11 protein-coding genes and 1 rRNA gene are annotated in these 12921 nt (G+C 62.7%); 4 read left to right on the forward strand and 8 right to left on the reverse strand.

Going from position 1 to position 12921, the window contains the following annotated elements:
* Positions 1-406 (reverse strand): 16S ribosomal RNA (locus tag BGO62_RS04300); the annotation flags it as partial.
* Between the two features lie 259 nt (positions 407-665).
* Positions 666-1856, reverse strand: a complete 1191-nt coding sequence (gene tyrS / locus BGO62_RS04305; protein ID WP_296639653.1) for a tyrosine--tRNA ligase — start codon at positions 1854-1856, stop codon at positions 666-668.
* 159 nt (positions 1857-2015) lie between these two features.
* Between tyrS and BGO62_RS04310 the strand changes: the two genes are divergently transcribed.
* Positions 2016-3332, forward strand: coding sequence for a peptidoglycan DD-metalloendopeptidase family protein (locus BGO62_RS04310; protein ID WP_296639654.1), 1317 nt, complete (start codon positions 2016-2018; stop codon positions 3330-3332).
* The gene (locus BGO62_RS04315; RefSeq protein ID WP_296639655.1) at positions 3329-4447 is read left to right on the forward strand and encodes an anhydro-N-acetylmuramic acid kinase; all 1119 of its coding nucleotides are present in this window, start codon (positions 3329-3331) and stop codon (positions 4445-4447) included. Before BGO62_RS04310 ends, BGO62_RS04315 begins: the two co-directional genes overlap by 4 nt.
* Positions 4448-4559: 112 nt before the next feature.
* On the opposite strand, the gene erpA is transcribed toward BGO62_RS04315, so the two are convergent.
* The 4 genes from erpA to rplM form a co-directional block, all read right to left on the reverse strand.
* On the reverse strand, positions 4560-4910 hold the full coding sequence (erpA, locus tag BGO62_RS04320; RefSeq protein WP_296639657.1) for an iron-sulfur cluster insertion protein ErpA: 351 nt from the start codon (positions 4908-4910) through the stop codon (positions 4560-4562).
* A 97-nt stretch (positions 4911-5007) separates the two neighbouring features.
* The gene (gene argC / locus BGO62_RS04325) at positions 5008-6036 is read right to left on the reverse strand and encodes an N-acetyl-gamma-glutamyl-phosphate reductase (protein ID WP_296639659.1); all 1029 of its coding nucleotides are present in this window, start codon (positions 6034-6036) and stop codon (positions 5008-5010) included.
* A gap of 105 nt (positions 6037-6141) precedes the next feature.
* The gene (gene rpsI, locus BGO62_RS04330) at positions 6142-6534 is read right to left on the reverse strand and encodes a 30S ribosomal protein S9 (RefSeq protein WP_296639662.1); all 393 of its coding nucleotides are present in this window, start codon (positions 6532-6534) and stop codon (positions 6142-6144) included.
* 9 nt (positions 6535-6543) lie between these two features.
* Entirely contained in the window at positions 6544-6978 is a 435-nt protein-coding gene (gene rplM / locus BGO62_RS04335; protein ID WP_296639663.1) for a 50S ribosomal protein L13, read from the reverse strand.
* A 122-nt stretch (positions 6979-7100) separates the two neighbouring features.
* On the opposite strand from rplM, the gene BGO62_RS04340 reads away from it, so the two are divergent.
* Entirely contained in the window at positions 7101-7862 is a 762-nt protein-coding gene (locus BGO62_RS04340; protein ID WP_296639664.1) for a YdcF family protein, read from the forward strand.
* A gap of 9 nt (positions 7863-7871) precedes the next feature.
* Positions 7872-8288: an OsmC family protein gene (locus BGO62_RS04345; RefSeq protein ID WP_296639665.1), complete on the forward strand. Its 417-nt coding sequence runs from the start codon at positions 7872-7874 to the stop codon at positions 8286-8288.
* Between the two features lie 314 nt (positions 8289-8602).
* Here BGO62_RS04345 and BGO62_RS04350 read toward each other — a convergent pair whose 3' ends face one another.
* Together BGO62_RS04350 and BGO62_RS04355 are read right to left on the reverse strand one after the other, a co-directional pair.
* Positions 8603-11263: a tetratricopeptide repeat protein gene (locus BGO62_RS04350; RefSeq protein WP_296639668.1), complete on the reverse strand. Its 2661-nt coding sequence runs from the start codon at positions 11261-11263 to the stop codon at positions 8603-8605.
* 81 nt (positions 11264-11344) lie between these two features.
* Positions 11345-12340 carry a porin gene (locus BGO62_RS04355; protein WP_296639670.1) on the reverse strand — a complete coding sequence of 332 codons (996 nt, stop codon included), beginning with the start codon at positions 12338-12340 and terminating at the stop codon, positions 11345-11347.
* Positions 12341-12921: the final 581 nt, after the last annotated feature.

The raw sequence follows: 12921 nt of genomic DNA on the forward strand, positions 1-12921 counted from the left end.
CACTCACGCGGAATGGCTGGATCAGGGTTTCCCCCATTGTCCAAAATTCCCCACTGCTGCCTCCCGTAGGAGTCTGGGCCGTGTCTCAGTCCCAGTGTGGCGGATCATCCTCTCAGACCCGCTACTGATCGTCGCCTTGGTGAGCCATTACCTCACCAACTAGCTAATCAGACGTCGGCCGCTCGAATAACGTGAGGCCTTGCGGTCCCCCACTTTCCCCCTCAGGGCGTATGCGGTATTAGCGCGACTTTCGCCGCGTTATCCCCCATTACTCGGTACGTTCCGACGCATTACTCACCCGTTCGCCACTCGCCACCAGGTGCAAGCACCCGTGCTGCCGTTCGACTTGCATGTGTAAAGCATTCCGCCAGCGTTCAATCTGAGCCAGGATCAAACTCTTCAGTTCAATCTCTGCAATTACTACTAATACTTCAGTCGCTCAACTCAAATGAATTACTTCATTAAAGTGTGAGCATTTATGCTAGCTGTCAAACCAACCAAAGTCGATCCAACTACCGCAACAACACCCACACCTATCGGCTGTAAATTGTTAAAGATCAATCGATTAGCAGTGCTTTTCGCTGTTTGCGTATCGCGCTGCGTTTCGAGAAGCTGCGCATTCTACAGAGCAAAAATAATCCGTCAACACTTTCGTCAAATTAATTTCAAATAACCGTGACGCGGGCGAATTTTCGCTTGCCGACCTGCGCGACCACCGTCGCTCCCGCCGGCACCGCCACGCCTTTATCCGCCACGCGCTCCCCATCCAGCCTGACGCCGCCGCCGGCAATCTGGCGAATGGCATCCGAGGTGCTGGCGACCAGCCCGGCCTGCTTCAACAGCTGCGGTACCGGCAAGCTCCCTTCCACCGCAGGCAGGCTGATTTCCGGCATGTCGTCCGGCAGCGCGCCTTTCTGGAAACGCGCTTCAAACTCCGCCAAAGCCTTGGACGCCGCCGCCCCTCCATGAAAGCGCGCAACGATCTCCTGCGCAAACCGCACTTTAATGTCGCGCGGATTGGCGCCGTCGGCGACCTGCTGCTTCCAGTCCGCGATAGTGGCCAGCGACTCGAACGACAGCAAGCGGATGTAGCGCCACATCAATTCATCGGACACCGACATCAGCTTGCCGAAAATCTCCTGCGGCGGCTCATCGATGCCGATGTAGTTGCCCAGCGATTTCGACATCTTGTTGACGCCGTCCAGCCCTTCCAGCAGCGGCATGGTCAAAATGCACTGCGCCGGCTGCCCGTGATGTTTTTGCAGCTCGCGCCCCATCAACAGGTTGAATTTCTGGTCGGTACCGCCCAGTTCAACATCCGCTTTCAGTTCCACCGAGTCGTAGCCCTGGATCAGCGGGTACAGAAACTCATGGATCGCAATCGGTTGCTGGCCGGCATAACGCTTATGGAAATCGTCACGCTCCAGCATCCGCGCCACGGTATGGGTCGCAGCCAGCCGGATCATGCCGGCCGACCCCAGGTTTTCCATCCATTCGGAATTGAAGCGCACCTCGGTCAGAGCCGGATCGAGTATCTTGAATACCTGTTCCTGATAGGTCTTGGCGTTTTCGGCTACCGCCTCGCGGGTCAGCGGCGGGCGCGTGGCGTTTTTGCCGGTGGGGTCGCCGATCATGCCGGTGAAATCCCCCACCAGAAAAATGACTTGGTGCCCCAGCACCTGAAACTGGCGCAATTTATTCAACAATACAGTGTGGCCCAAATGAAGGTCGGGCGCAGTCGGGTCGAATCCTGCCTTGATCCGTAGCGGGCGGCCCGTTTTCAGCTTCTCGATCAGCTCGGCCTCGACCAACAACTCATCGGCTCCACGCTTGATTTCCTGCAAGGCGTCCTGCATCAAATTCCTCTCTTATAGCGGGTCAAGTTTGTTCAGGCCTGGCCGTAAACCATGAATACCGCTTCATCCAGCGCACACAAGCTGCTGTTTGGATTGACAAAACCTCCCGGGACCATTTGTGTTAGACTCCCGGCTCGATTACGGATAGGGAGACGGTTTATGCCGCTCGCCAAACTGAGAATCTTAACCGATCGCATGAGCGGAGCGGAACGCCGCTTCAGCCTGCGCACTCTGGTTGCGCTCTCCAGCTTGCCTCTTTTCGGTGTTGTTGCCGCCTTTGGCCTGGCACCGGACACCAATACACTCGACCTCGCCCCGGCAACCATCACCGAAGCCATCGCCCTGCCGACGCTGGCCGGCGCCAGCGCGGTCGGCACGTTCGAACGCGAAAGCCTGATCCAGTCCGGCGACACCCTCGCCAGCGCGCTGTCGCGGCTCAAGATCGACGATCTGGAAATCCAGCGTTTGCTGAATGCCGACGCGGTGCGCCAGATGGCGTCCGGCATTCGTGCCGGCAAGCGCATCCAGGCCACCACCGCGCAGGATGGCCAGTTGTTAAGCATTCGGTTCGAGCGTAGCGACGCCCCCGCCCTGACGGTGCGCCGCCAAGGCGACGGCTACGTCGCCGAAGAAACCAGCGACCTGCTTGAAACCCGGGTCGTAATGCGCTCCGGCCTCATCCTGACATCGCTGTATGGCGCCACCGATAGCGCTGGCATCCCCGACAAGATCGCCGACCAGATGGCCGAAACCTTCTCCACCAGCCTGGATTTCCGCGAAGACCTGCGTCGCGGCGACACCTTCTCGGTCATCTACACGGTCAACTACCGCAATGGCGAACCCATTGCCGCCGGCAAACTGCTGGCCGCCGAATTCGTCAACGCCGGCAAATCCTACCGTGCCGTGCTGTTCCGCGATCCGTTCGGACGCGAGGACTATTACACCCCCGAGGGCGAATCGCTGAAAAAAGGCTTCCTGCGTTCGCCGCTCGAATTCTCGCGCGTCACCTCCAGCTTCAGCAATTCACGCAAGCATCCCGTTTTCGGCTTCCACCGCGCCCATACCGGCGTCGACTTCGGCGCGCCCACCGGTACCCGGGTCAAGGCCACCGGCGATGCCACCGTCGTGTTCGCCGGACGCAAAGGCGGTTATGGCAACCTGGTCATCCTGCGACATTCCAATGGCTATGAAACCTACTACGCCCACCTAAGCGCGTTCGCCTCGGGCATCCGTTCCGGCCGCTCGGTCGGCCGGGGCGAGGTCATTGCCTACGTCGGCTCGACCGGCGCCTCCACCGGCCCGCACCTGCACTATGAAGTACGCATCGCCGGGCGGCCGCAGAACCCCATGACCATCAAGCTGCCGGGTTCGCCGCCGCTGGCCGCGGCACAACGTGCGCGTTTCCTGCAGGAGACGGCTAGCTGGTCTGACAAGCTGGCCCTGTTGCGCGGCACCAACCTCGCCGCGCTCGATTGAGCACTCCCCCCATACATGAGACCGAACACTATGTCGGTCTCATGTCCGGCACCAGTCTCGATGGTGTCGATGCAGTTCTCGCCGGAATAAGCTCCGCGGGCCAGCCCCGCCTTCTCCGCAGCCATTACCTGCCCTACGCCGACAGTCTGCGTGCGCAGTTGCTGGCGCTGCATGCGCCGCAGCCCGATGAAATCCATCTCGCCGCCGTCACCGCCAATCAACTTGCTCGCCTGTATGCCGATGCGGTCAAGGGGCTGCTCGACGGCATCGCGCCCGCCACCGTACGCGCAATCGGCTGTCATGGACAGACCCTGCGCCATCGCCCCGCAGACAGTTACACGCTGCAGATCGGCAATGCCGCCCTGCTGGCCGAACTTACCGGCATCACCGTTGTTGCCGACTTCCGCAGCCGCGACATCGCAGCAGGCGGTCAGGGCGCGCCGCTGGTGCCCGCTTTTCATGCCCAGGCGCTGCGGCATCCGGACGCTCACCGCGTTATCGCCAACATCGGCGGCATCGCCAACATCACCGATCTGCCGGCAAATGGCGCCGTGCGCGGCTGGGATACCGGTCCCGGCAACATGCTGCTGGACGCCTGGATCAAACGGCACCGCGGCGCCCATTACGACCGCGATGGCGCTTGGGCGGCCGGCGGAAGCGTCGATGCCGCTCTGCTGGACTTGCTGGCCCAGCATGCCTATCTGAAACAAGCGCCGCCCAAAAGCGCCGGGCGCGAGCAATTCAACCTGGACTGGCTGGACACGACGCTCGCTCGCCTTGGTCGCGCCATCGACCCGACCGATGTGCAGGCCACCCTGCTCGAATTCACTGCCATGAGCCTGTGCAACGCGGTGAGCCGCGACTGCGGCGGTGCTCAGGAACTCTACGTCTGCGGGGGCGGGGCGCACAATGGCGTGCTGATGCAACGCATTCTCGCCCGCCTGCCGAACGTTCGGGTGGCAACGACCGCTGCGCTCGGCATCGAGCCGGACTGGGTGGAGGCCCTTGCCTTCGCCTGGCTGGCCCGGCAGGCGCTGCATCACAAACCGGGCAACCTGCCAGCGGTGACAGGTGCCCGGGGCGAACGGATTCTGGGAGCGATCTACCCGGCTTGAACAGCCCGCCGTCGGCCGGGGGCGGTCCTCCTGCCTTGCAGGAGCGGCGATTCAGCGTGGTAGCCCAATAAAAAAGCGGCCGAAGCCGCTTTTTTATTGGGCGAAGAAGCGCTTACGCCGAGAACGACGAGCCGCAGCCGCAGGTGGTGGTGGCGTTCGGGTTCTTGATCACGAACTGCGCGCCTTCCAGGCCTTCCGAGTAGTCAATTTCGGCACCGACCAGGTACTGGAAGCTCATCGAGTCAACCAGCAGGGTCACGCCGTTCTTCACCATCACGGTGTCGTCGGCATTCTGTGCTTCATCGAAGGTGAAACCGTACTGGAAGCCGGAGCAGCCGCCGCCCGAAACGAACACGCGCAGTTTCAGATCGGGGTTGCCTTCTTCGTCGATCAGGCTTTTGACTTTGCTGGCCGCGCTATCGGTGAAAACCAGCGGGGATTCCATTTCGGTTACTGCATTCATGGCGATGCTCCTTGAAAATGTGTGGGGTGATTATCCGCATCACCCGCGCGTCGTCAAGCAAAGACCCTGTTTGGGCCGCGGAGTTCCGCGCCAGCCGTCAAGGCAGCATTCCCACATCGGCCAGCGCGGTGTCTTCGGGCAGATCGAACAAAATGTTCATATTCTGCACCGCCTGCCCCGCCGCACCCTTGACCAGGTTGTCGATCACCGACAGCACCACCACCGTGTCGCTGCCCTGCGGCCGATGCACCGCGATGCGGCACACGTTGGCGCCGCGTACCGAGCGGGTTTCCGGGTGGCTGCCCGCAGGCAGCACGTCGACGAAAGCCTCGCCCGCGTAGCGCTGCTCGAACAGGGCTTGCAGATCGATGTCGGCGCTCAGCTTCGCATACAGCGTCGCATGGATGCCGCGGATCAGCGGCAACAGGTGCGGCACGAAGGTGAAGCCCACCGGTTTGCCAGCGAAGCTATCCAGCCCCTGCTTGATTTCCGGCCAGTGGCGATGGCCGCCGACGGCGTAGGCCTTGAAGTTGTCCGCCGCCTCGGCAAACAAGATATGGGTTTCCGGCTTGCGTCCGGCGCCGGAAACGCCCGATTTGGCATCCGCCACCAGAAAACCGGCATCCACCGCGCCGGATTCCAGCAGCGGCAGGAAGCCCAGTTGCACCGCGGTTGGATAACAGCCGGGGTTGGCGATCAATCTTGCGCCCCTGATCTTGTCGCGGTTGAGTTCGGGCAGGCCGTACACCGCCTCGGCTACCAGATCGGGGCAGGCGTGCTCCATCCGGTACCACTTCTGCCACTCCGCAATGTCCTTGATGCGGAAGTCGGCAGCCAGGTCGATCACCTTGACGCCGGCATCGAGCAGCGCGCGGGTCTGCTGCATCGCCACCCCGTTGGGCGTGGCGAAGAACACCACGTCGCAGCTCTCCAGTCCAGCCTCTTCCGGCGTCGAAAACGCCAGCTTTACCCGGCCACGCAGGTTGGGGAACATGTCCGCCACTGGCATCCCGGCTTCCTTGCGCGAGGTGATGGCCTTCAATTCCACCTGCGGGTGGCGCGCCAGCAGCCGCAGCAACTCGACCCCGGTGTAGCCCGTGCCGCCCACAATTCCGACTTTGATCATGGCGTGATTCCGATCCAAATAATGAGCGTTATTGTAAGACACGCCCGATGACAGACATAAAAAAAGCCGCCCCTGAAACGGACGGCTTTTTTGACCGGCAAGCGATCAGCGCTTGGAGAACTGCTTGCGGCGACGGGCCTTGTGGAAGCCGACTTTCTTGCGTTCGACTTCGCGGGCATCGCGGGTCACCAGACCCGCCGCCTTCAGCGCCGGCTTCATCTCGGCCGAAAACTCGATCAGCGCGCGGGTGATGCCATGGCGCACCGCGCCGGCTTGGCCGGATTCGCCGCCGCCGGACACGTTGACCATGATGTCGAACTTGTTCAGGTTGTCGGTCAGCACCAGCGGCTGGCGCACGATCATGCGGCCGGTCTCGCGGGAGAAATACTCGTCCACCGGCTTGTCGTTGACGACGATCTTGCCGCTGCCCGCCTTGATGAACACGCGCGCAACCGACTCCTTGCGACGACCCGTACCGTAGTTGTAGTTACCGATCATGATGCGACCTTATGCGTTGATGTCGAGGGGCATGGGCTGTTGAGCCTCGTGCGGATGATCCGCGCCCGCGTAGATTTTCATTTTCTTGATCATGGCGTAGCCCAGCGGGCCCTTGGGCAGCATGCCCTTGACCGCCTTTTCCAGCGCGCGGCCGGGAAAACGCTCCTGCATCTTGTCGAAATTCGTTTCGTAGATGCCGCCGGGATAACCGGAGTGGCGATAGTATTTCTTGTCGAGGCCCTTGTTGCCGGTCACCACCATCTTGCCCGCGTTGACCACAACGATGTAATCGCCGGTGTCGACGTGAGGGGTGAACTCGGGCTTGTGCTTGCCGCGCAGACGGCGGGCAATCTCGGAAGCCAGGCGGCCCAGCACTTTGTTATCGGCATCAACCACGAACCAGTCGCGTTTGACTTCATGCGTTTTAGCGGAAAAGGTTTTCATGACCCAACCTCTGCACAGAGGACATTCTCGGAAAGCCGGGTATTTTAACCGCCCACCCGGAGCAAAGTCAAACACTGCGTAACAATCGCGGCCAGCGCCCCTCTCCCGCATACAATCGCCGCATGACTGCCTGGCTCATCACCAACCTGATCGCCGCCGCCCTGCTGCCCCCGCTTTTGCTGGTCTTGCTGCTGGCCGCCGGGCTTGTTCTCTGCCGTCATCGTCGCCGCCTCGCCGTATCGCTGATCCTGCTGTCAACCGCCGCGCTGTACGCCCTGTCCACTCCCTGGGTCGGCGGCCTGCTGCAGAAAACCCTGGAAATCAGCATGCCTGTCAGCCCGGCCGACCTGGCCACTGCGGACGCCATCGTCGTCCTCGGCGGCGGGCGGCGCGTAGCGGCGGCCGAATACGGCGGCGACACCGTAAACGGCATCAGCCTGGAACGCCTGCGCTACGCGGCCTTTCTGCATCGCGCCAGCGGTCTGCCCATCCTCGCCAGCGGCGGCAAGCCCGGCGGCGGCACGCTCGCCGAAGGCCGCATCATGCAGCACATCCTGCAGAACGAATACGGCATCGCGGCCAGCTGGGCCGAAGACGCCTCGCTCACCACCTGGGACAACGCCCGGCTATCGGCGGCGCTGCTGAAAAACAAGGGCGTCCGGCGCATCGTCCTGGTCACCCACGCCTGGCACCTGCGGCGCGCCGTGCCGCTGTTCGAGGCGCAAGGACTCGATGTCGTTCCGGCCGGGCTGCAATTTTCCGGCACCCGCCCCGATTCCATCCTCGACCTGTTGCCCACTCCCGCCGGCTTGCGCGACAGCAGCCTTGCCCTGCACGAATGGCTGGGCATTCTGTGGTACAAACTCCGCACTTCGCGAACCTGAGGAAACCCCATGAAAGCCCGTGTCAAACTCATCGAAGGCGTCAGCTTCGTCGGCCAGAGCGAATCCGGCCACAGCGTCGTCATGGACGGTCCACCCGAATCAGGCGGCAGGAACCTCGGCGTGCGGCCGATGGAAATGCTGCTGCTGGGTCTCGGCGGCTGCTCCGCCTTCGACGTCGTTCACATCCTGCGCAAGAGCCGCCAGCAGGTCAGCGACTGCGTCGCCGACCTCGACGCCATCCGCGCCGACAGCGACCCGAAAGTTTTCACGAAAATCCATGTGCACTTCACCGTCACCGGCAAGGCACTCGACCCCAAGCGTGTCGAGCAGGCGGTGAAACTCTCCGCCGAAAAATACTGCTCCGCCTCGATCATGCTCGGCAAGACGGCCGCGATCACTCACGATTTCGAAATCGTGGAAGGCTGATTGCGAAAAAGGCAAACGGGCTCCCGGAGGCGCCCGTCCATCCCATCTTTACAAGTGAAGCCCTGAACAAGTCCTTCGACAAGCTCAGGCTGCGTCGTCAGCGTGTCGAACGGACGAACGGCACATTGTTGATTCCGTTCGTGGCGAACCTCCCACAGCGTTCCGCTGCGCTCGCAGGTGCAATCAAACCGCACATAGCGCGCCCACTGACTGCAACGTCTAGCTGATGCCGTCCTCGCGCGCTGCGTCACCGGCAGCCGCACACGACTCGTCATCCACACACGTGGTCGTGTCCGGCCCTGAGGTTTGGCTGGTCAACCAGCATGGTCTCGCCCCGTTTCGCACCATTTGAGCCACATCCCCCTGAGCGCGGCCTCAAGATTGCGGGCAAAGCGTGGCGCATTGCACAGCGGCGACGCCAGCAGCCGCGCGCGCAGGCCGGCGCGCAACTCGGCGAGCATCGACACGTCGGCGGCGAATGCCGCCGCCTTCGCCACGTAGTCGTCGGCGTTCCCGGCGATCCACTGCGGCAAGCCGACGTTATGCAGGATCGTCTCGCCCTGGTGGCCGATGAAGCGGTCCCCGCGCATCGAAAGTACCGGCACCCCCATCCATAGTGCCTCGACGGTGGTGGTGATGCCCGGATAGGGGAAGGGATCGAGCGCGATATCGAGCGCGTGGTATGCGCGGAAGTGATCCTCTTGGCTCGCGAATTGCCCTTCGAGCGTCAGGCGCGCGGCGTCGACACCCAAAGACGCAAACTTCGCCAGCACGTTCTCGCGCATTTCGGGTGCCCCGAGGCTCCTGGTCTTCAGATAGAGCCGCGCGTCGGGGACGGCCTGCAGCAGACGCGCCCAGACCGCGATCACCTCGTCGGTCACCTTGTTCAGATTGTTGAAGCAGCCGAAGGTGACGTAGCCCTTGCCCTGCGCCGGCGCAGCTTCCACCACGATCGGCAGGTCAGGCGGCGAGAAGCAGATATAGGATTCCGGCATGCGCCAGGGCGTCTCGGTGAACTGTCCCTCTTCGCCGGCCGGCAGGGCCCAGGGGTCGGCCAGCACGTAATCTATCGCGTCCAGGCCGGTTGTGCCGAGATAGCCCAGCCAGGTCACCTGGACCGGAGCAGGCTTCCATGCGAACACCGGCAGGCGGTTCTTGGCCGTATGGCCAGCCAGGTCAATCAGGATGTCGATCCCGTCTTCATGAATACGGGCAGCCAGGGTTTGATCGTCGATGAATTTCGAATTCGTTGCATCACACCAGTGCCCGAACGAGCGACGCAACCGATCGTTGAGCTCGTCGCTTCGGATGGCCGTCGCATAAGCGAACAGTTCCAGCTTTTCGGGATCGAGGCTTTCGAGCACGTTCTGCAGAAAGAAACCCACCGGATGCTGGCCGAGGTCACCCGAAACAAAGCCCACGCGCAGACGCCGTTCCGGGTCCGCCAGGTTGTCATGGCGCCCGAACGGCTTCGCCTTGCGCGCCGCCTTATTGCCGTAGGCGCGCGCTTCCGCAAACAGCGATGCCGGGGATGTTCCCGCTTGGTAGTTGAGGCCCAACAACATGTTGCTGTGTAGTCTGAACAGGCCATCCGGGTCGAGCGCCAGTGCTCGCCGATACATGGCCAGCGCGTCATCATGGCGCCCCGCGTCGAGCAGCGCCCCGGCAAGAAGATTGATCGCGTTGTCCGAATCCGGGCGTAGCGCGACGGCTCGCTGCAATGAGGCGATTGCCGCTTCGTAGCGGTCAATTTTCTTGAGGGTTACCCCCATATTCTTGTAGGTTTCGGCGTCGTCCGGCTTCAATGTCAAGGCCACCTCGAAAGCGGCCACCGCTTCGTCGTAGCGCTTGAGTTCGTGCAAAGCTCTGCCCTTGCTCAGGTAGCCCGTAAACGCGTCGGGGCGACACTCGATTACGCGCTCGGAGGTGTGCAAAGCGTCCTCGAAGCGGCCGAGAAGATACTGGACCGCGACCAGATTGGTCAGGGCCTCGGCAAAGTCCGGCTTCAGCTCGAGCGCGCTTGCGTAGGCTGCCACCGCCTCCTCGGTACGCTCCAGATCGCGTAGCGCGTTGCCGCGATTCATGTGGATTTCCGCGTCCGGGCGCAGGGCGAGCGCACGCTCGAAGGCGGCAAGCGCCTCGTCGTGGCGGCCGAGCTTTTGCAGCACGTGGCCGAGATTGTTGTGCGCGTCGACCAGTTGCGGCGCCCGCACGGATGCGCGCCGGTAGGCAGCGGCTGCCTCGTCGAGGCGTCCCAGCCCGTCCAGCGCGAAGCCCAGGTTGTAGAGCGCCGGCACCATGCCCGCGTCGAGCGTCACGGCCCGCTCGAACAGCGGCACCGCGTCCCGCGGCCGCCCCTGCAGCAAGGCCGCCATGCCCAGCAGGTAGGCGAGATGCGGCGATTTCGCGTGATGCGGCTGCAGTTCGCGGCCGAGCCGCTCGGCTTCCGCGTGGCGCCCTGCCTGCATCAGCGCATCGAGCTGGCGCAGCGCCTCGTTCAGCGGCGCCGGCTTGCCCGGCTTCGCCTTGTCGCCGGCGCGTGCCTGGCGCAGCAACTCGTCGGCGAGCGGATGGCGCAGCCCCTTGCCGATGGCTTCGGTGATGAGCTTGCGCGCGTCCTTCGCGCGGCCGAGCTGGAGCAGGCACTGCGCCTGCATCAGCCAGAACTGCGCCTGCCCCGGCGCAACCGCGCGCGCCTGCTCGACGAGCGGCAGCACCGCCGGAAAATCGCCCTGGCTCAGCAGCAGATCCGCGAAATGCCCCAGCAACTCGGGCTGGCGCGGATACACCGCCAACTGCTGGCGGTAGAGCGCGGCCGCCTCCGCCGGGCGGCCGCCCTTGCGGTATTCGAGCGCCATGCGCAAGGCCTGCTGCAGGTCCGGCGGAAGGGGGGGCGCATGGGGAGCTTGCATAAAGAGAGCCGAGGAGGAACGGCGGCGAGGAAACCACGAAGCCGCGAGTTTACCTGCCCTCACCGCGCGACAGCCATAAAAAACGGGCTCCCGCAGGAGCCCGTTTAAGCTTCGTTCTTCAAACCGGGTTGCCCCGGCGTTGAATTAGAAGGAGTGAACCACACCCACCGAGAAGACGGAAACATCTTCGTTGTCAGGCCCAATGAGGTCGCTGCCGCCGGCGCCGAAGCCGAAGCCGATGTTTTCGCCGTCAGCGTACAGGGCGTAGACCGTGGTGCGCTTGGACAGGTTGTAGTCGGCGCCAATGGTCCACTGCTTGATATCGCCGTTGAAGCCGTCCCACTCGCCGTCCATGTAGTTGGCCTTCAGGACCACGTTGCCCATGGTGTAGGCACCGCCCAGCAGCCAGGCCCTGTAGTCGTCGTTGCTGAACTCGCTTTTCGACTTGTCGTACTGGCCGACCACCTTGAAGTCGCCGAAGCTGTAGCCGGCAGCCAGACGCCACTCTTTGTCGACACCGACGTTTTCGAGCGCTTTGCCATCGCTATAGCCCAGGCCCACGAACAGCGGGCCGTTGGTGTAGGTGCCGTTCAGGCTCCAGAAGGCGTCGTCGGTCGCATCGCCAAAGGTGCTGCTGTCGGACGAATTGCTGTACTGGGCGGCGAAGGCCAGGCCGCTGAAGCTGGGCGACATGTAGGTCACCGAGTTCCGGCCGCGGGTGTCGGACTCGACACCGGTCACGTTGCGCGAGTCGGCCAGGGTGTCGCCGAACAGGTCGATGTTGCGGCCGATCAGCTTCAGCGGGGTGTCGTAGTTGCCGAGCATCAGGGTGCCCATGGCGTCGCTCTTCAGGCCGACGAAGGTGTTGCGGGAGCCCCAGGTGCCGCCCGTCTCGTCCATGTTGATGCCGGACTCGATCTGCCAGATGGCGGCCAGGCCGCCGCCCAGGTCTTCGGAACCCTTGAAGCCGATGCGGCTGGCGTTGGAGGAAACCTGCAGGTCTTCGCTACCGGTCTCCTGGTCGTTGAAAACCGACACGGACATGTGCAGCTTGCCGTACACGTCGACGTTGCTGGTGGCCGCGAAAGCGGGAGCGGAAACGACGCCGGCAACAGCCAGGGCGATCAGGGATTTTTTCATTGCTTTCTCCTAAGAAAGTAAAAAATAAAACCAGTTATGGTTTGAAGCTCTGCAGAGCTGTCCTACACGGATATGTGCTTTGTTGGACGTGGTCGATTATCCAGACCCGGAGCCGAGCGGCAAGGAAACTTGTTGTTTTTTCTGCAGCGACCAGGAGAAAGTGTTGTTTTGTTGCACAAAGGCAACAGGCCCTTGATCAATCGCTCGACAGACCACCATGCATCACGATTCTTGCAGGCCATCGGGCCATTTGCATGAGGTGTGAAGCACCCGAAGAATCTCCACGCGCTGTTCCCTGACCCGATAGGGAACGATGCAAGGGAAATCGGCATGACGAGCTCTCGCGTCCCGGCACCCGGCTCGGGCGACCCATGTCGGGGCGCAGTGTCAGCAATCGCGTGGCGGCATCCGCTTCCGCCACCAGCTGTGGCCGCCACTTGGGGATTGTCCCGTGCGATGTAGGCTGCCTCCTGCTTCAGGTTGCGCAGGGCGCGGCGCAGCCATTTAACCTGCATATTTCTTCAGCAATTTCGCCAGGTCGGCAGGCGGAGCGAAATCACCACGGTCCGCTTCCTGGATCG

The sequence above is a fragment of the Thiobacillus sp. 65-1402 genome, from assembly GCF_001897685.1.
Classification (GTDB): domain Bacteria; phylum Pseudomonadota; class Gammaproteobacteria; order Burkholderiales; family Thiobacillaceae; genus Thiobacillus.